The following is a 19,000-nucleotide window of genomic DNA, read 5'->3' on the forward strand; positions in this document are numbered from 1 at the left end:
CAGGCGGCACGTAGTCTTCTCAGGGGATACCGTTTTAATGCGTTGGTTGCTTGCTCTGATCTGCCTGTCGTTTGCCACGCTGTCGCCAGCCTCCACCCAACTGATCCTGGGCGGCAAACCCGTCGAGAAAATCCTGGTGCTCAAGTCCGCCCATCAGTTGCAACTGATCAACGACGGCAAGCCCCTCAAGACCTATCGAATTTCCCTGGGCAAAAACCCCAAGGGCACCAAGCTGATGGAAGGCGACCGTCGAACCCCGGAAGGCTTCTACTGGATCGACTGGCGCAAGACCAGCGACCGTTTCAACCTGGCCATGCACATTTCCTACCCCAACATCAGCGACTCCGCCCGCGCCCGCCGCGAAGGGGTAAAACCCGGCAGCATGATCATGATCCACGGCACCCCCGACGCCGAGGACTACCCCGAAGAGCTGTTCCACACCCTGGACTGGACCGACGGCTGCATCGGCATGCGCAATGTCGACATGCGCGAGGTCTGGAACCTGGTGAAAGACGGCACGATGATCGAGATTCGTCCTTGATGTTTATACGTTTTAGTTAATAACTCTATTCCTATATCGTCTCAAGAACTGTGAAGTTTGACAGTAGAAACACCTGAATGGAACGTCCCTAATACGGGGGCATTCACCATCCATTACAGGAGTTATCCCATGTCCAATACCGACCTGCGCTTTATAGACCCCCAAGATCCGAAGGGGCACTTTCATCAAGTTGTTCGCTATAACGCCACTCCCGGAAAACCGCTGAAAGATATCAAGTTAAAAATACATCACCCTCACGCAAAAGACGCCACAATCAACATCACCTTACCCAAAGGTTTTCACTATGCAGACGGCACGTTCGGCCAACATGGCTTTAAAGCCGATAGTGAAGGCAGGTTCACGTTAAAGGGCACACAATGCGACACCGCTGCTGCTGTGGGCTCGCACTCACTGGTTGCCGAGTATCAGGGAAGTAAAGTCTGGGCTCAGATCGTTGTTCAACAGCAAGTCATCCCTATCGACGGCGATTATTACGCAGGTACATTCAGTCCTGACGGGAAGCACTTCTACGCAGTCGCTTTCCAGGGAGATGTATCTGTAATCGACACTGAGAAAAAAGAGGTCATTAAAGAAATTGAAGGCTTCGAGCGCCCTCTTGGCATAGCTGCCAGCCAGGATGGTAAACACGTGTATGTGTGCAATGGCAACATTTCTACGGTAGCCGTGATCAATACCCACTCAAATACTATTGAGAAGACGCTCTCCCTCTCACACCCCCATCCTTTCCTGATCGCTATCAATCCTGCGGGAAACATTGCCTATGTCACGTCCGACACGGGTATCAACGTCGTTGATATCGAGCATAACAAAGTACTCAAGAACCTGGACACACCCGGTTTCGTGCGTGCTATTACCTTTAACGCAAATGGTTACGCCTATGCTGTCGCCGACTCCGCTGATCTTTACGAGGACGGTAGTGTAGTTTTGGTGATTAACACCTCACGCCATGAAATCGAAAAGAGCATTCCGTTAGAAGGCTACTCCACCAGCATGGCCGTCAGTATTGACGGAAAAAAAGTGTACGCGGCTATCGGAGCAAAAAATCCTTGGGTAGGTGACTTCACGTCCTGGGTTGCAGTGATCACCACGGTAACTAACACCGTTGAAAAGAGAATAGAGCATGGGCATCTTTCAATGGAGGAGATCGCTATCAGCCCCAACGCCGAGCGTTTGTACCTCTATGACCTTTTGGGCAGCTTTATTCTGGACCTGCGTATAAACAGCGGCGACATTCACTACATTGGCGCGAACGATATCGGCCGAGGCACTCTCGAAATAAGTCCGGACGGTGGCTGGCTGTATACCCAATCAGAACGTGATAGGGACGTGCTTACCATCAAACTCCCCAACTGAGCCTGCTACAACACGCTGAGAGCACTATTCAGCCAGCTACCATCCGGCGTCGCACCTTCGGTGCCGGGTGGCTTTTGCCGCGGTCCATCATCCGTTGCCCCGCGCGTATCGACTTCTGAAAGGCAGAATTTGTAGTAATACCAAATTTATTCAAAAAAAATTCAACGCGTGTCAGCCCCTCCGGGGTGAATACCATTTCGGTCACGGCGCCCTCACCGGGGGCTGTAACCTTCGTCCATGAAAAAGACCTCTCTAATACCACTTGATCTGGCGCACTATTAAAGCGCCCGCAAACACTCGTCTGCACCGTTTTCGCTGCATTGACATGGTATTTAAGTGGTATTAGCTTTCGATCACTACCGGGCGACAACACTCCAATAACCGCATCGGAAACCGACACGATGAACCCCATCCTGACCCTGCGCCCCGACGACAAACAATCGACGCCGCTGTACCTGCAACTGGCCCGCAACCTGGAAGCCGCGATTCATGCCGGCCAATGGAAATCCGAGCAGGCATTGCCTTCGGAACGTGCCCTCAGCGAGCAACTGAGCATTTCCCGAGTCACAGCCCGCAAGGCGCTGGAAGTGCTGTTCGAACAAGGCCTGATCCGTCGCAGCCAAGGCTCCGGAACCTTTATCACGCCACGCCTGGAACAGCCGCTGTCGCGCCTCTCGGGCTTCAGCGAAATGCTCCGGCTCAAGGGGTTTGTGCCGACTTCCCAGTGGCTGGAGCGCGAGATCACCCCGCCCACCCATGAAGAATTGATCCGCCTGGGCCTGTCGCCCAGCGACAAGGTCGCGCGCCTCAAGCGTTTACGTAAGGCCGACGACACGGTGATGGCGATTGAAATGACCGCCATGCCCGCCTCCGTCCTCCCGCACCCGCAGGCCATCGGCAATTCGCTCTACGAATACCTGGAAAGCATCGGCAAACCCATCGTGCGCGCCCTGCAACACATCCAGGCAATCAACGCCTCGGACGAGTTCGCGGCCCTGGTGGGCATCGCCCCCGGCACCGCCATGCTGCTGATGACCCGGGTGGGCTACACCGCCGACAACACGCCAATAGAAATCACCGACACCTACTGCCGCAACGACTACTACGACTTCGTCGCAGAACTGCGCCGCCACGACTATTCCGCTGAACTGCGAATTTAGAGAACTGCCCATGTCCGAAGACAACATCCTCACGCCCAGCGGCTGGATTCGCGGCCGCCTGGTGCACCAGCACGGCAAGGTGACTGCCATTGAAGGCAGCCCGTGCGACCCGGCTGACAACGACCTGCCGTACCTGCTGCCAGGCTTTATCGACCTGCACGTACACGGCGGTGGCGGCAAAGACATCATGGAAGGCAGCGACGCCTTTCAGACCATTACCCGCACCCACGTACGATTTGGTACCACCTCCCTGCTGGCCACCACCATGACCGCGCCGGTGGACGAAATTTCCCGCGTGCTCGGCGAAATCGGCACTTACTGCGAAAGCCGCCCGACCGGCACCGCCCGTGTGCTCGGCGTGCATCTGGAAGGCCCCTACATCAATCCGGGAAAACTCGGCGCACAACCGAACTTCGCCCACACCGCCTTGATGGCTGAAGTCGAAGAATACCTGCGCCTGGCGCCGATCCGGGTGATCACGATTGCCCCGGAAATCGCCGGCCACGACGGCCTGATCCGCGCCCTCAGCGAACGCGGCGTGCGCATGCAGATCGGTCACACCCTGGGCAGCTACGAGGAAGGCGTCGCCGCCCTCGCCGCCGGCGCCACCAGCTTCACCCACTTGTACAACGCCATGAGCCCGCTGCATCACCGCGAGCCCGGCATCGTCGGCGCGGCGCTGGCCCACGCCCAATACGCCGAACTGATTCCCGACCTGTTGCACGTGCACCCCGGCGCCATGCGCGTGGCCCTGCGTTCGATCCCGTGCCTGTACTGCGTCACCGACTCCACCGCCGCCGCCGGCATGCCTGACGGTGAATACAAGCTGGGCAGCCACACCGTGACCAAGTGCCTGGGCGGCGTACGCCTGGCCGATGGAACGCTGGCCGGCAGCACCCTGACCATGGACCAGGCGCTGCGCAACCTGGTGAAGATCGGCCTGCCGATCAGCGAAGCCTCACAACGCCTGTCGCAATTTCCTGCGGACTACCTGGGCCTCGAAGAACGCGGTCGCCTGCAACCCGGCAGCTTTGCCGACTGCGTGCGCCTGGACCGCTCCCTGAACCTCACCGACGTAATGGTCGAAGGAGAAACCATTGACTTCAAAAATGCTTGAAGAGGCCCTGGCCTCCTGTGAGGCCGTCGAGGCTCAACTGCAACGCCTGGACCCGCTGCTGGTGGAAGTCGCCGGCCGTCTGCGACGCCAGCCGCCGCAAGTGGCGATGACCATCGCCCGCGGCAGCTCGGACCACGCCGCCAGCTACTTCGCCTACCTGACCATGCAGCACCTGGGGATTCCGGTGGCGTCGTTGCCGATGTCGGTGGTGACCATGCTGCAATCGCCGCTCAAGGTCAGCGGGCAAGTGGCGTTCGGCTTCTCCCAGTCGGGGCAAAGCCCGGACCTGGTCAACAGCCTGCGCCTGTTGCGCAAACGTGGCGCCTTGAGCATCTCGATGGTCAACGCCGAAGACTCACCGCTGGAAGCCGCCTGCGAATTCCACGTGCCGCTGTGCGCCGGGCCGGAACGCAGCGTTGCCGCCACCAAAAGCTTTATTGCCACCCTGAGTGCCAGCGCCCAATTGATCGGCCACTGGAACCAGGAAGACGAGTTGCTCCAGGCCTGCAAGGCCTTGCCCGACGGTTTGCGTGAAGCCGCCAAACAAGACTGGAGCGTGGCCATCAACGCCCTGCGCGACTGCCAGCAACTGATGGTGATCGGCCGTGGTGCCGGCTTTGCCATCGCCCAGGAAGCCGCGCTCAAGCTCAAGGAAACCTCGGCGATCCAGGCCGAAGCCTTCAGCAGCGCCGAAGTGCGCCACGGGCCGATGGCCCTGATCGATGACAACTACCCGCTGCTGGTCTTTGCCCCGCGCGGTGCTGAACAAGCCGGCCTGCTGAGCCTGGCCGCCGACATGCGCCAGCGCGGTGCCCGCGTGCTGCTGGCCGCCCCCGACGACATCGCCGAACGCGACCTGACCCTGAGCCGCGCCGAACACCCGGCATTGGACCCGATCCTGGCGATCCAGAGCTTCTATGTGATGGCCGCCGGTTTGGCAGAGGCCCGAGGCATGGACCCGGACCAACCGCGTCACTTGAGCAAAGTGACCCGTACCCACTGAGTTGATTGCAGCGTTTTCCTGATGAGTACCGTGCCCATGTCCAACAACAATAAAGACCTCACCCTCAGCGCCCCCCTCAGCGGGCCGGTGCTGATCCTGGGCAACGTTCCCGACGAAGTGTTCGCCAGTGGCGCCATGGGCGACGGCATTGCCATCGACCCGCTCAACGATTGCCTGCATGCGCCGTGCGATGGGGTGATCATCCATGTCGCCCGCACCGGGCATGCGCTGACCATTCGCGCGGATAACGGCGCTGAGTTGCTGATGCACCTGGGCATCGACACGGTGGAACTGAATGGCGAAGGGTTTGCGCTGCTGGTCAAGCCAGGCGCGCGGGTCAGCAAGGGCCAGGCGCTGGTGCAGTTTGACCTGGACCTGATCGCGCGCCAGTGCAAAAGCCTGGTCAGCCTGATCATCCTGACCAACAGCGAGTTGTTTGAGCTGCGGCCGATCACCTTGAAGACGGTAAAGGTCGGCGAGCCGCTGCTGCACGTGGTTGCGCGGTTGGCCGGGGCGGCGAAAGTGATTGATGAGTCGGTCACTGAAGCCAGCGCGACGATTCGCATCACCCACCGTGGCGGCCTGCATGCGCGCCCTGCTGCCTTGGTGCGCAAGACGGCGCAGGCATTCAGCAGCCAGTCGCAGCTGCATTTCGCCGGCAAGTCGGCCTCGTGCGACAGCCTGATCGGCTTGATGGGCCTCGGGATTGGCGAGCAGGACGAGGTGCAGGTCACCTGCCGGGGCAAGGATTGTGAAGCGGCGCTGCAAGCACTGGTCGCCGCGCTGTCGGTGGCAGTTGGCGAAGAACATCACGCGCCAGTGGTCATTGCCCCGCGCCGTGCAAATACCGAAGCCGGTGTACTGCAAGGCGTCTGCGCCGCGCCCGGCCTGGTCTGCGGCCCGCTGTTCCGTCTGAACGGAATCGAGCTGCCGGCAGACTTGGGCAATAACGTCCCGGATGAGCAACTGCAGCACCTGGACACCGCCCTGGAACACGTGCGCGGTGAAATCCGCCACACCCTGGACCAGGCCCGCCAGCGCAAGGATGTGGAGGAAGAAGAAATCTTCGCTGCCCACCTGGCGCTGCTCGAAGACCCGACGCTGCTGGAGGCCGCCACCGCCGCCATCGAACATGGCAGCGCTGCCACTCACGCCTGGCGCGACGCGATCCAGGCCCAGTGCGCGGTGCTGCTGGCCCTCGGCAAACCGCTGTTCGCCGAACGTGCCAACGACCTGCGGGACTTGCAACAACGCGTGCTGCGGGCGCTGTTGGGCGAGGCCTGGCATTTCGAATTACCGGCCGACGCGATCGTCTCGGCCCATGAATTGACCCCCTCGGATCTGCTGCAACTGAGCCAACAACACGCGGCGGGTATCTGCATGGCTGAAGGCGGTGCAACCTCTCACGTGGCGATTCTGGCGCGGGGTAAAGGCTTGCCGTGTGTGGTTGCGCTGGGCACTGAATTGCTTGATGTCCCTCAAGGCCAGCGTGTGGTGCTGGATGCCGCCAATGGCCGGCTGGAACTGACGCCGGATGACGCGCGCCATGCCCAGGTTCACCAGTTGCGCGACGCACAAAAACTGCGGCGCCAGCAGCAACAGGCCAACGCTCAAGGCACCGCCAGCACTCAAGATGGCGTGCGGATTGAAGTGGCCGCGAACGTTGCCTCCAGCGCCGAAGCCCAACTGGCCTTTGAGAACGGCGCCGATGGCGTCGGCCTGCTGCGCACTGAATTCCTCTTCGTCGACCGCCGCACTGCGCCCGACGAGCAAGAGCAACGTCAGGCCTATCAAGCCGTGCTGGATGCCATGGGCGACAAGTCCGTAATCATCCGCACCATCGATGTGGGCGGCGACAAGCAGCTCGACTACCTGCCGCTGCCGTTCGAGACCAATCCGGTGCTGGGCCTGCGGGGCATTCGCATGGCCCAGGTGCGCCCGGAACTGCTGGACCAGCAACTGCGCGCCCTCCTCCAGGTAAGCCCGTTGGAGCGTTGCCGGATCCTGCTGCCGATGGTCAGCGAAGTCGACGAACTGCTACAGATCCGCCAGCGCCTCGATGAGCTGTGCGCCGAGCTGGAACTGACCCAACGCCCGGAGCTGGGGGTGATGATCGAAGTGCCCGCCGCCGCGCTGATGGCCGAACAACTGGCCGAGCACGCGGACTTCTTGTCCATTGGCACCAACGACCTGTCCCAGTACACCCTGGCCATGGACCGCGACCACGCCGGCCTCGCCGCCCGGGTCGACGCCCTGCACCCGGCGCTGCTGCGGCTGATCGCCCAGACCTGCACCGGCGCCGCCAAACATGGCCGCTGGGTGGGTGTGTGCGGTGCGCTTGCGTCCGACCCGCTGGCCACGCCGGTGCTGATCGGCCTGGGCATCAGCGAGCTGTCCGTCAGCCCGCCGCAAATCGGAGAAATCAAGGACCGTGTCCGCCACCTGGACGCAGCCCAATGCCGGCAACTGAGCCAAAGCCTGCTTAACCTGAGCAGCGCCAAAGCCGTTCGCCAAGCCTGTCAACACCACTGGCCGCTGAGCTGAAAACAACAAGAATAGGGAGACACGCCGTGTACCAATATTTTATCGAAGGGCTGCAACGCCTGGGCCGTGCGCTGATGCTGCCGATCGCGATTTTGCCGATCGCCGGCCTCCTGCTGCGACTGGGCGACACCGACTTGCTGAACATCGCGGTGATGCACGACGCCGGGCAGGCGATCTTCGCCAACCTGGCGCTGATCTTCGCCATCGGGATTGCCGTGGGTTTTGCCCGCGACAACAACGGCACGGCGGGCCTGGCGGGGGCCATTGGTTACCTGGTGATGGTCTCCACCCTCAAGGTGATGGACGCCAGCATCAACATGGGCATGCTCGCGGGCATCGCCAGCGGCTTGATGGCCGGCGCGCTGTATAACCGCTTCAAGGACATCAAGCTGCCGGAGTACCTGGCGTTCTTTGGGGGGCGACGGTTTGTGCCGATCGTCACCGGGTTTTCGGCAGTGGCGCTGGGGGTGATCTTTGGTTTGATCTGGCCACCGGTGCAGCAAGGCATCAACAGCTTCGGCGTGCTGCTGATGGAAAGCGGCAGCTTCGGTGCGTTCGTGTTCGGCGTGTTCAACCGTCTGCTGATCGTCACCGGCTTGCACCACATCCTCAACAACATGGCGTGGTTTGTGTTCGGTACCTTTACCGACCCGACGACAGGCGCGGTGGTGACCGGCGACCTGACCCGCTACTTCGCAGGCGACCCCAAAGGCGGCCAGTTCATGACCGGCATGTTCCCGGTCATGCTGTTCGGCCTGCCGGCGGCGTGCCTGGCGATGTACCGCAATGCACTGCCGGAACGGCGCAAGATCATGGGCGGGATTTTCCTGTCGATGGCACTGACCTCGTTCCTCACCGGCGTGACCGAACCGATCGAGTTCGCGTTCATGTTCCTCGCGCCGTTCCTGTACCTGGTGCATGCGCTGTTGACCGGGTTGTCGATGGCGATCACCAACATGCTCAACATCCACCTGGGTTTTACCTTCTCCGGCGGGTTTATCGACATGGTGCTGGGTTGGGGCAAGTCAACCAACGGCTGGCTGGTATTCCCGGTTGGGCTGGCGTACGCGGTGATCTACTACAGCGTGTTCAATTACTGCATTCGCCGGTTCAACTTGAAGACGCCGGGGCGTGAGGATATTCAGGTCGCACAGGCCGAGGCCATGACCGATAACCAGCGGGCCGGGGCTTACATTCGGGCGCTGGGTGGTGCGGAGAATCTGCTGAGCGTGGGTGCCTGCACGACGCGCCTGCGGTTGGACATGGTGGATCGCAACAAGGCGGTGGATGCCGATTTGAAAGCGCTGGGCGCCATGGCTGTGGTTCGGCCGGGTAATGGCGGGAGCCTGCAGGTGGTGGTCGGGCCGATGGCGGACAGCATTGCCGATGAGATTCGGTTGGCGATGCCTTCGTATGTGGCGGCGCCTGCGGCGGTGGTTGCGCCTGTTGAGAGGAGCGTACCGGTGAATGTGCACGAGGCCGAGAAATGGCTGAGCGCGCTGGGCGGTCGGGCCAATGTGCTGCAACTGGACGCGGTGGCGATGACGCGGTTGCGGGTGGAATTGGGGGATGGTTCGGTGCTGTCCGAGTCCCAACTGACGGCACTGGGTTGCCAGGGCGTGAGCCAGCTTGAGAGCGGTGTGTGGCACTTGCTGATTGGTGACAAGGCGTCGGGGTTGGGTGAGGCACTGGAACGGCTGGTCAGCGGCCGCGAAGCCGTAACCGGCGCCTAGCAAAATTGTGGTGAGCGAGCTTGCTTGTGGTGAGCGGGCTTGCTTGTGGTGAGCGAGCTTGCTTGTGGTGAGCGGGCTTGCCCCGCGCTGGGCTGCGCAGCAGCCCCAATAAGAACGCCGCATTTTTTCAGATAGAACCCTGTGGCAGGTTTTAGGGCCGCTGCGCAGCCCAGCGCGGGGCAAGCCCGCTCACCACAGGGTGATTGCCTATAGGGAAGAAACGTTTCTAAGCTGGGTCCGCCTGTTCAGGCAACTCATACAAGTCCAGCATCCGATCCACCATCATTTGAATCCCCTCCTGCACCCGACAAATCCCCAGCGCCACATCACGGTGGGAACCGTCGACTTCAAACGCCAGATGAACTGTCAGCGCTTGCACGGAGGCCAGATCCTGAGAGGCGTTGGCCAGCAATGCAGTCAAATATGGGAGCCGGGCTTGCCCGCGATGAGGCCCTCACAGCCAACAAAAAACCCGCTGACCAAACTGGCCCAGCGGGTTTCTTGTTTTGCAGCCGACGAATCAAAAATCCGCCAACTGCCACACTTCATACGCCGGTGTCTCGTACGGATGGCTCAGTTTCAACGCAGCCACCACAGCCACGATCAACTCATCCGCCACCACCAGCTCAACCTTCCATTCCTCAACCACTTCAACCTGGCCCACCTGCCCGATAAACGGCTGGCTGCCGTCCATCGCGCGGAATTGGCCCTGCCCCAGTACCTGCCAGGCGCAGTTGTCGTAGTGGCCGATGCGCCCGCCGCCGGCTGCGAAGACGGCGGTTTTCACCGTCTCCACATGGCTGTCGGGCACAAAGAAGGCGAGCTTGTACACCGTCTTAGTTCACCCACACACGAGCGTTACGGAACATGCGCATCCACGCGCCGTCTTCGTTCCACTCTTCCGGGCGCCACGAGTTCTGCACGGCGCGGAACACACGCTCCGGGTGCGGCATCATGATGGTGACGCGACCGTCGCGGCTGGTGAGGCCGGTGATCCCGCGCGGCGAGCCGTTCGGGTTGGCCGGGTAGCCTTCGGTGACCTTGCCGTGGTTGTCGACGAAACGCAGGGCCACGGTACCGGACAGGTCGGCTTCCAGCAGTGCTTCTTCGCTGGAGAACTCGGCATGGCCTTCACCATGGGCAATGGCGATCGGCATACGCGAACCGGCCATGCCCTGCAGGAAGATCGAGTTGGATTCCTGCACCTGCACCATCGCCACACGGGCTTCGAACTGCTCGGAACGGTTACGCACGAAGTGCGGCCAGAACTCGCTGCCCGGGATCAGTTCGCTGAGGTTGGACATCATCTGGCAACCGTTGCACACACCCAGGGTGAAGCTGTCGTTACGCTCGAAGAAGCCCTGGAACGCGTCGCGGGCACGGCTGTTGAACAGGGCCGATTTGGCCCAGCCTTCACCGGCACCCAATACGTCGCCGTAGGAGAAACCGCCGCAGGCAACCAGGCCTTTGAACTCATTGAGGTCAACGCGACCGGCGAGGATGTCGCTCATGTGCACGTCGATCGCATTGAAGCCGGCACGATCGAACGCTGCCGCCATTTCCACCTGACCGTTGACGCCCTGCTCACGCAATACGGCCACTTGTGGGCGGATGCCTTTCTTGATGTAAGGCGCGGCGATGTCCTGGTTGACGTCGAAGCTGAGCTTGGTGCTCAGGCCCGGGTTGTCTTCTTCCAGGATCACGTCGAATTCCTGCTCGGCGCAGTCGGCGTTGTCACGCAGGCGCTGGATCTGGTAGCTGGTCTCGGCCCACTGGCGTTGCAGCAGGCGGCGCTGGCCTTCAAACACGGTTTCGCCGTTGAAGACGATGTTGATTTCACCGTTGTTGATCGGCTGGCCCACTACGGCCACGCAGTCGCCCAGGCCAGCGGCGCTGAATTGTGCGAGTACGTCTGGCGTTGCGTCCTGGCGAACCTGGATCACGGCGCCCAGTTCTTCGTTGAACAGGATCGCGGTGATGTCGGCAGAGGTTTCCGCCAGGCCATCGAGGTTCAGGCTCAGGCCGCAGTGACCGGCGAAGGCCATTTCCACGGCGCTGGTCAGCAAACCACCGTCGGAACGGTCGTGGTACGCCAACAGGTGACCGTCGGCGTTCAGGCCCTGGATCACCGCGAAGAAGGCTTTCAGGTCTTCGGCGTCGTCGACGTCCGGAGCCTGCTTGCCGAGCTTGCCGTGCACCTGGGCGAGGATCGAGGCGCCCATGCGGTTCTGGCCGCGACCGAGGTCGATCAGGATCAGGTCGGTGGTGCCCTTGTCCATGCGCAGTTGCGGGGTCAGGGTCTGGCGAATGTCGGTCACTGGCGCAAAGCCGGTAACGATCAGCGACAGCGGCGAGGTAACGCTCTTGTCCACGCCTTCATCGTTCCAGCGGGTGGCCATGGACATGGAGTCCTTGCCCACCGGAATGGTGATGCCCAGCTCAGGGCACAGCTCCATGCCGACTGCTTTCACGGTGTCGTACAGGCGCGCATCTTCACCCGGGTGGCCGGCAGCGGACATCCAGTTGGCAGACAGCTTGATGTCGGAGATCTTGGCGATGCGCGACGCGGCGATGTTGGTCAGGGTTTCGCCAATAGCCATGCGGCCCGACGCCGGAGCGTCCAGCAGCGCCAGCGGAGTGCGCTCGCCCATGGCCATGGCTTCACCGGTGTAGACGTCGAAGCTGGTGGCGGTGACGGCAACGTCTGCCACCGGAACCTGCCACGGGCCGACCATTTGATCACGGGCAACCAGACCGGTAATGGTGCGGTCGCCAATGGTGATCAGGAAGCTTTTGCTGGCAACGGCCGGGTGGTGCAGGACGCGCTCCACGCAGTCGGCGATGGCCAGGGTGGACGGATCGAAATCGTCGCCCAGTTCGTTTTCACGCACGGCCGAACGGTGCATGCGTGGGGCCTTGCCCAGCAGCACTTCCAGCGGCATGTCTACCGGGCTGTTGCCGAAGTGGCTGTCGGTGACCGTCAGTTGCGGCTCGGCAGTGGCTTCGCCGACCACGGCAAACGGGCAGCGCTCGCGTTCGCAGATCGCCTGGAAGCGTTCGAAGTCCGCAGGACCCACCGCCAACACATAGCGTTCCTGGGATTCGTTGCTCCAGATTTCGTGCGGGGCCATGCCCGGCTCGTCGTTTGGAATGTCGCGCAGTTCGAAGCGGCCGCCACGGTCGCCATCGTTGACCAGTTCCGGGAAGGCGTTGGACAAACCGCCCGCGCCCACGTCGTGGATGAAGCTGATCGGGTTCTTGTCACCCAACTGCCAGCAACGGTCGATGACTTCCTGGCAACGGCGTTCCATTTCAGGGTTTTCACGCTGTACGGACGCGAAGTCCAGGTCTGCGGAGCTGGTGCCGGTGGCCATGGAGGAAGCGGCGCCGCCGCCCAGGCCGATCAACATGGCCGGGCCGCCGAGGACGATCAGCTTGGAGCCGACCAGAATCTCGCCTTTCTGTACGTGTTCGGCGCGGATGTTGCCCATGCCGCCGGCCAACATGATCGGCTTGTGGTAACCGCGCACTTCATCGCCACGCGGGGTGGTGATGGATTGTTCGAAGGTACGGAAGTAACCGGTCAGGGCCGGACGCCCGAATTCGTTGTTGAACGCAGCGCCGCCCAGCGGGCCTTCGATCATGATGTCCAGCGCGGTGACGATGCGCTCAGGCTTGCCGTACGGCACTTCCCACGGCTGTTCGAAGCCCGGGATCTGCAGGTTGGATACGGTGAAGCCAGTGAGGCCGGCCTTTGGCTTGGCGCCACGACCGGTTGCACCTTCGTCGCGAATCTCGCCGCCGGAACCGGTGGCTGCGCCCGGGAACGGAGCAATCGCGGTCGGGTGGTTGTGAGTCTCGACTTTCATCAGGATGTGCACCGGCTCCTGCACCGCGCCGTACTGGCGGGTTTCAGGGTCCGGGAAGAAGCGGCCAGCCACGCTGCCGACGATCACCGAGGCGTTGTCTTTATAAGCCGACAGAACGCCTTCGCTGTGCATCACGTAGGTGTTCTTGATCATGCCGAACAGGCTTTTTTCCTGGCTCTGGCCGTCGATGTCCCAACTGGCGTTGAAGATCTTGTGACGGCAGTGCTCGGAGTTCGCCTGGGCGAACATCATCAGTTCGATGTCGTGCGGGTTGCGCTTCAGGCCGATGAAGGCGTTGACCAGGTAGTCAATTTCGTCTTCGGCGAGGGCCAGGCCCAGTTCGGTGTTGGCCGTTTCCAGCGCGGCGCGACCACCACCGAGCACGTCAATCGCGGTCAGCGGCTTTGGCTCGGCGTGGCTGAACAGACCGGCGGCCTGTTCCAGCTGGCCTTTGATGATCTGAGTCATGCGGTCGTGCAGGCTGCTGGCGATCAGCTCGGCCTCGGCGTCGCTGAACTGGCCTGCTACATAGAAGGCGATCCCGCGCTCCAGACGCTGGATTTTTTCCAGGCCGCAGTTGCGGGCGATGTCGCTGGCCTTGCTCGACCAGGGCGAGATGGTGCCGAACCGTGGCAGGACCAGGAACAAGCGGCCGTTAGGCTCTTGAACAGGAACGCTGGGACCGTACTTCAGAAGGCGCGCCAGCACTTGCTGTTCGTCGGCGGTCAAAACGCCGTTAACGTCGGCGAAGTGAGCAAATTCAGCATACAAGCCACTGACAGAAGGTACCTTCTGGCTCAGTTGCTCAAGGAGTTTGCTGTGGCGAAAGGCAGAAAGGGCAGGAGCGCCGCGCAGGATCAACATCTTCGGGACAGCCTCGGGAAGGGGGTGTGCTTTGAGGCCGTGCATTCTAGCGTAAACCGTCGCCAACGGCACCCGAAACGGCACCAGTGGCCGCAGCCGGACGTCAGTTGGCATAAATCGCACGATATCAGATGGCCATACCCGCTGTTCTGGGCAGTTATTTTAACCGTCACAATCGGCTGCCAAGCCCCGTTTCTGCGGGCTGCAGCCAAGGTTTACGGGCGCTAGCAGACAAGTGCCCCGCTGTCGAGATATGGCGCCGAGGGTCCTTTGCGTATACTGCGCAGATGTTCTCCCCTACTGCTTTACGCCCGCGAGGCGCCAAATGGCTCCTCGTCACCGGACTCTTCCTGCTGCTCAGCGCCTGTGTGGATAAACCCAACACGCTCGAGCGAATCAAGGAGGATGGCGTATTGCGGGTGGTCACCCGAAACAGCCCGGCCACGTATTTCCAGGACCGAAACGGTGAAACCGGTTTCGAATACGAACTGGTCAAGCGCTTTGCCGACGACCTGGGTGTAAAGCTGGAGATCCAGACCGCCGACAACCTTGACGACCTGTTTTCACAGATCGGCAAACCCAACGGCCCGGTGCTGGCCGCCGCCGGCCTGGTGAGCAGCGAGCAGCGGCGCCAGGAGGTGCGCTTCTCCCATCCGTACCTGGAAGTCACCCCGCAGATCATCTATCGCAACGGCCAGTCCCGCCCCACTACCGCGGCCGACCTGGTGGGCAAGAAGATCATGGTGCTCAAGGGCAGCACCCACGCCGAGCAACTGGCAGCGCTGAAAAAGCAGTTTCCCGGGATTGAATACGAAGAGTCCGACGCCGTTGAAGTGGTCGACCTGCTGCGCATGGTGGACGAAGGCCAGATCGACCTGACCCTCGTCGACTCCAACGAAGTGGCGATGAACCAGGTGTACTTCCCCAACGTGCGGGTGGCCTTTGACCTCGGCGACGCCAGTAACCAGGCCTGGGCCGTGGCGGCGGGCGATGACAACAGCCTGCTCAACGAGGTCAACAACTACCTCGACAAGGTTGAAAAGAACGGCACCCTGCAACGCTTGAAAGACCGTTATTACGGGCACGTCGATGTACTCGGTTATGTCGGCGCCTACACCTTCGCCCAGCATCTGCAGCAGCGCCTGCCCAAATACGAGAAACACTTCCGGGCCTACGCCAAGGAAGAAAAGGTCGACTGGCGCCTGTTGGCGGCCATCGGTTATCAGGAATCACTGTGGCAGCCGGCGGTCACCTCCAAGACCGGCGTGCGCGGCCTGATGATGCTGACCCAGAACACCGCGCAGGCCATGGGCGTGTCCAACCGCCTGGACGCCAAGCAGAGCATCATGGGCGGCGCCAAGTACCTGGCCAAGATCAAGGATGAACTGGACGACAAGATTGCCGAGCCGGACCGCACCTGGTTTGCCCTGGCGGCGTACAACGTCGGCACCGGCCACCTGGATGACGCACGCATCCTGGCGAAGAAAGAAGGCCTGAACCCGAACAAGTGGCTGGACGTGAAGAAGATGCTGCCGCGCCTGGCGCAGAAGCAGTGGTACAGCAAGACGCGTTATGGCTATGCCCGCGGCGGTGAGCCGGTGCACTTCGTGGCGAACATCCGGCGCTACTACGACATCCTGACGTGGGTGACGCAGCCGCAGCTGGAAGGCAACCAGGTGGTGGAAGGCAACCTGCATGTGCCGGGCGTGGACAAGACCAAGCCGACGGAAGAAACCCCGAAGCTGTAACTCACTCCGTATGGAGCCGAGCTTTTGTGGCGAGGGGGCTTGTCCCCCGTTGGGTTGCGAAGCAGCCCCAAAAAGCCGGAGCGCTGCGCACTCCAACGGGGGACAAGCCCCCTCGCCACAGACAAGCTCCTCACCACAAAAGTAATCTCCCCACCTGATTTGATCTTTAAAGTCCGGTAATCAGGTGCACCACCCCACCCGCCAACGCCATCACACCCGGCACACCCGCCGCCTTCAACGCCTTCTCATCCAGCCGCCCCGCCTCCTTCAACTGCACCCGCACCCGGGTCAGTGCCAGCCGCTGCTGCGACTTGAGATTCTCCGCGCCACCCAACGCATTCAACACCGCCGGTGCCAATAGTGATTCGCTCACCGGAGCCGCCTGCGGCGTCTCAAGAATCAAATCCGGGGTCAGGGCCTTCCAGAACGCCCGCTGAAATTTCTCGAACATGTCAGTTCTCCACAACCAATGAGGTTTCAACGGTAGCCGCGTGATACAGGCGCAACGCTTCGCGCACCTGTGACGCTTCTTCCAGGCCCAGCACCTGGCGGGCGATGGATTGGCAGTCCGTCAGGTCCAGCTCGCGCACGGTGGCCTTGATGGTCGGGATCAGCGGCACGCTGACCGACAACTCATCCACCCCCAGCCCGATCAACACCGGTACCGCCAGCGCTTCAGATGCCAGGGCGCCGCACACACCCACCCACTTGCCATGGGCATGGGCGGCCTTGACGGTGGTGGCGATCAGGCGCAGCACTGCCGGGTGGAAGCTGTCGGCCTGGCTGGCGAGCCGCGGGTGATCGCGGTCCATGGCCAGGGTGTATTGGGTCAGGTCGTTGGTGCCGATGGAGAAGAAATCCACCTCCGGCGCAAACACATCCGCCATCAGCGCCGCCGACGGCACTTCGATCATGATTCCCAGCTTCGGCAATTCCGTCAGCCCCAGGGCCAGCGCTTCCTCTTCAAGAATCTGCCGCGCCAGGCGCAGTTCCGAGAGCAGGCTGACCATCGGCAACATGATGTGCAGACGGGCGAAACCGGCACTGGCGAGAATCGCGCGGAACTGTTCACGCAGCAGTTCCGGGCGTTCCAGGCACAGGCGAATTCCACGCAGGCCGAGGAACGGATTGCTCTCTGCGTCCATCGGCACATAGGCCAGCGGCTTGTCGCCACCGACGTCCAGGGTGCGCACCACCAGATTGCGCTCGGGGCCCAACGCACGGGCAATGGCGCTGTAGGTGCCCGCCTGTTCTTCGGGACTCGGTGCGCGGTTGCGGTCCAGGTAGAGGAATTCGGAACGCAGCAAACCGACGCCTTCTCCGCCCAGGGACAACGCTTGTTCCACTTCTTGCAGGGACGCGACGTTGGCCGTCACCTCGACGTGATGACCGTCGCGGGTGGTGGCGGGCAATGACGCCTGCTCCACTTCGCGCTGGCGGCGCAGTACGTGTTGTTGGCGGGTGGCTTGCAGTTGCTCGATCTCGGCCAGGTTCGGCTCCAGGTGCAACTCGCCCTTGTCGGCATCCAGCAGCACTTGCTTGCCGTTGGCCAGGTCCAGCACCTGCACGGGCACGCCGCAGATCGCCGGCAAGCCCAGGGCACGGGCGAGGATCGCAACGTGGCTGGTAGCACCGCCGCCCACCGTGACGAAGCCCAGCACCTTGCGCGTATCGAGGCTGGCGGTTTGCGAAGGCGTGAGTTGTTCGGCAATCAGGATCGCCTGCTCCGGCAAGTCCCAGGCGCTGTCCTTGATCCCGAGGATCAGCTTCAGCACCCGTTGGCCGACGTCGGCAAGGTCCGCCGCGCGCTCGGCGAGCAAGGCGTTGCCCAAGCCCTGGAACAGCGTGGCGGTGGCGACGGTCGCACTGTTCCAGGCAAACGCTGCACTCTTGCCCTGGGCCAGTGATTCATGGGCCTGTTCCAGCAGCGTCGGGTCTTCCAGCAGTTCTTGATGAGCGCGGAAAATCTCCGCCTGGGCACCGCCGACCGCCGTGGCCTGCAAGGCTTGCAGTGCCTCGGTCGCTTCGCGCAGGCCACGTTCCAGCGTCGCACGCTCGACCGCTTCACCGGCACCGGCTTCAGTGATATTCAGATCCTGCTCGGCCACCTGAACCACCTGGCCAAACGCCGAACCCGGCGAAGCACACACACCGCGCAGCAGGCTTGCCGATGACACCGGCGCCGCCGGCTCAACGTCCTCGACCTGCACCGCCACCGTCTCTCCGCAGCCGTCTGCCAGCAAGGCAACCAGGGCCGTGATCGCCGCCTCGGCATCGTCGCCCGCCGCACTCACCTGCACGGTATCGCCCTGCACGGTTTGCAACGCCATGATCGCCACCAGGGACTTGGCGTTGGCGCTCTGGGTTTGCTTGTGCAGGTAAATGCTCGCCTTGAAACCCTTGGCTGCCTGGGCAAACACCGCCGCCGGGCGAGCGTGCAGGCCGTTGGCATTGGGCAACGTCAGCGGCTTGGAAAACAGTGCCTCGCCCTGCTCTTCCTCGACCTCGGCCGCGCCCGCCTCAGGCGTTACCCGCAGCAGCGGTTGCCCCACTTCCACCAGGCCCTGCTCCGGGGTCAGCAGCTTGAAGGGCTCGCCACTGACCACCAGCATCAGGGTCAGCAAACTACGGGCGTTGAGCGCCACGTAGTCGGCATCGAATTCGATCAGCGGCTGCCCGGCGTCCACCCGCTGGCCTTCCTCGACCAATCGGGTGAACCCCTGGCCCGCCAGATTCACGGTGTCCAGGCCAATGTGCATCAGCACCTGGACGCCGTTGTCATCGGTGACGCTCACCGCATGACCACTGTCCTGGATATTGCTGATCACCCCGGCCAGCGGCGCGCAGAGGGTCTGCGAGGTCGGATCGATGCACAGGCCATCGCCGATCAGGCGACTGGAGAACACCGGGTCAGGCACTTGGTCCAGGGCGAGCAGCACCCCGGACAATGGCGCCAGCAATTCCAGGGATTGGGTTGTGGTCATGACTTCACCTGCTGTTTTGTTCTGTAAAAAACACCTGTAGGAGCCGGCTTGCCGGCGATGAGG

The 19,000-nt window shown here is 62.0% G+C and carries 13 protein-coding genes and 1 pseudogene; 8 read left to right on the top strand and 6 right to left on the bottom strand.

All coding sequences use genetic code 11. The annotated features are described in order from the left end of the window. Positions 1 to 37: 37 nt before the first annotated feature. Together MUM_RS0130850 and MUM_RS0130855 are read left to right on the top strand one after the other, a co-directional pair. Entirely contained in the window at positions 38 to 541 is a 504-nt protein-coding gene (locus MUM_RS0130850) for a L,D-transpeptidase family protein (RefSeq protein ID WP_010176835.1), read from the top strand. Positions 542 to 670: 129 nt separating this feature from the next. After that, positions 671 to 1,915, top strand: a complete 1,245-nt coding sequence (locus tag MUM_RS0130855; protein WP_010176836.1) for a YncE family protein — start codon at positions 671 to 673, stop codon at positions 1,913 to 1,915. A gap of 28 nt (positions 1,916 to 1,943) precedes the next feature. On the opposite strand, the gene MUM_RS1000000134455 is transcribed toward MUM_RS0130855, so the two are convergent. Then, a complete protein-coding gene (locus tag MUM_RS1000000134455) occupies positions 1,944 to 2,315 on the bottom strand; it encodes a hypothetical protein (protein ID WP_141629577.1) in 372 nt (123 codons plus the stop codon). A gap of 1 nt (position 2,316) precedes the next feature. On the opposite strand from MUM_RS1000000134455, the gene MUM_RS0130860 reads away from it, so the two are divergent. The 5 genes from MUM_RS0130860 to nagE are packed head-to-tail and all read left to right on the top strand — an operon-like array spanning position 2,317 to position 9,472. Continuing rightward, complete coding sequence (locus MUM_RS0130860; protein ID WP_010176837.1) at positions 2,317 to 3,075, top strand: GntR family transcriptional regulator; 759 nt, start codon at positions 2,317 to 2,319, stop codon at positions 3,073 to 3,075. A gap of 10 nt (positions 3,076 to 3,085) precedes the next feature. Continuing rightward, positions 3,086 to 4,192, top strand: a complete 1,107-nt coding sequence (gene nagA, locus MUM_RS0130865; protein WP_010176838.1) for an N-acetylglucosamine-6-phosphate deacetylase — start codon at positions 3,086 to 3,088, stop codon at positions 4,190 to 4,192. After that, a complete protein-coding gene (locus MUM_RS0130870; protein ID WP_029616167.1) occupies positions 4,173 to 5,195 on the top strand; it encodes an SIS domain-containing protein in 1,023 nt (340 codons plus the stop codon). Before nagA ends, MUM_RS0130870 begins: the two co-directional genes overlap by 20 nt. A 36-nt stretch (positions 5,196 to 5,231) precedes the next feature. Next, positions 5,232 to 7,739, top strand: a complete 2,508-nt coding sequence (gene ptsP / locus MUM_RS0130875) for a phosphoenolpyruvate--protein phosphotransferase (RefSeq protein WP_010176840.1) — start codon at positions 5,232 to 5,234, stop codon at positions 7,737 to 7,739. 26 nt (positions 7,740 to 7,765) lie between these two features. Beyond that, positions 7,766 to 9,472 carry an N-acetylglucosamine-specific PTS transporter subunit IIBC gene (nagE, locus tag MUM_RS0130880; RefSeq protein ID WP_010176841.1) on the top strand — a complete coding sequence of 569 codons (1,707 nt, stop codon included), beginning with the start codon at positions 7,766 to 7,768 and terminating at the stop codon, positions 9,470 to 9,472. 226 nt (positions 9,473 to 9,698) lie between these two features. Here the strand turns inward: nagE and MUM_RS01000000132780 are convergent. The 3 genes and pseudogenes from MUM_RS01000000132780 to purL form a co-directional block, all read right to left on the bottom strand. Beyond that, positions 9,699 to 9,884, bottom strand: a pseudogene (locus MUM_RS01000000132780) (DUF6124 family protein); the annotation flags it as partial. A gap of 108 nt (positions 9,885 to 9,992) precedes the next feature. After that, a complete protein-coding gene (locus MUM_RS0130890) occupies positions 9,993 to 10,304 on the bottom strand; it encodes an NIF3 1 (RefSeq protein ID WP_010176843.1) in 312 nt (103 codons plus the stop codon). Between the two features lie 4 nt (positions 10,305 to 10,308). Then, the gene (gene purL, locus MUM_RS0130895; RefSeq protein WP_010176844.1) at positions 10,309 to 14,205 is read right to left on the bottom strand and encodes a phosphoribosylformylglycinamidine synthase; all 3,897 of its coding nucleotides are present in this window, start codon (positions 14,203 to 14,205) and stop codon (positions 10,309 to 10,311) included. Between the two features lie 287 nt (positions 14,206 to 14,492). On the opposite strand from purL, the gene mltF reads away from it, so the two are divergent. Beyond that, on the top strand, positions 14,493 to 15,953 hold the full coding sequence (gene mltF / locus MUM_RS0130900; protein WP_010176845.1) for a membrane-bound lytic murein transglycosylase MltF: 1,461 nt from the start codon (positions 14,493 to 14,495) through the stop codon (positions 15,951 to 15,953). 166 nt (positions 15,954 to 16,119) lie between these two features. Here mltF and MUM_RS0130905 read toward each other — a convergent pair whose 3' ends face one another. Both MUM_RS0130905 and ptsP (MUM_RS0130910) read right to left on the bottom strand, forming a co-directional pair. Next, complete coding sequence (locus tag MUM_RS0130905) at positions 16,120 to 16,404, bottom strand: PTS transporter subunit EIIB (RefSeq protein ID WP_010176846.1); 285 nt, start codon at positions 16,402 to 16,404, stop codon at positions 16,120 to 16,122. 1 nt (position 16,405) lies between these two features. Next, on the bottom strand, positions 16,406 to 18,937 hold the full coding sequence (ptsP, locus tag MUM_RS0130910) for a phosphoenolpyruvate--protein phosphotransferase (RefSeq protein WP_010176847.1): 2,532 nt from the start codon (positions 18,935 to 18,937) through the stop codon (positions 16,406 to 16,408). Between the last annotated feature and the right edge of the window lie 63 nt (positions 18,938 to 19,000).

Origin of the sequence: Pseudomonas sp. PAMC 25886 (assembly GCF_000242655.1) — a bacterium.
Taxonomy (GTDB): domain Bacteria; phylum Pseudomonadota; class Gammaproteobacteria; order Pseudomonadales; family Pseudomonadaceae; genus Aquipseudomonas.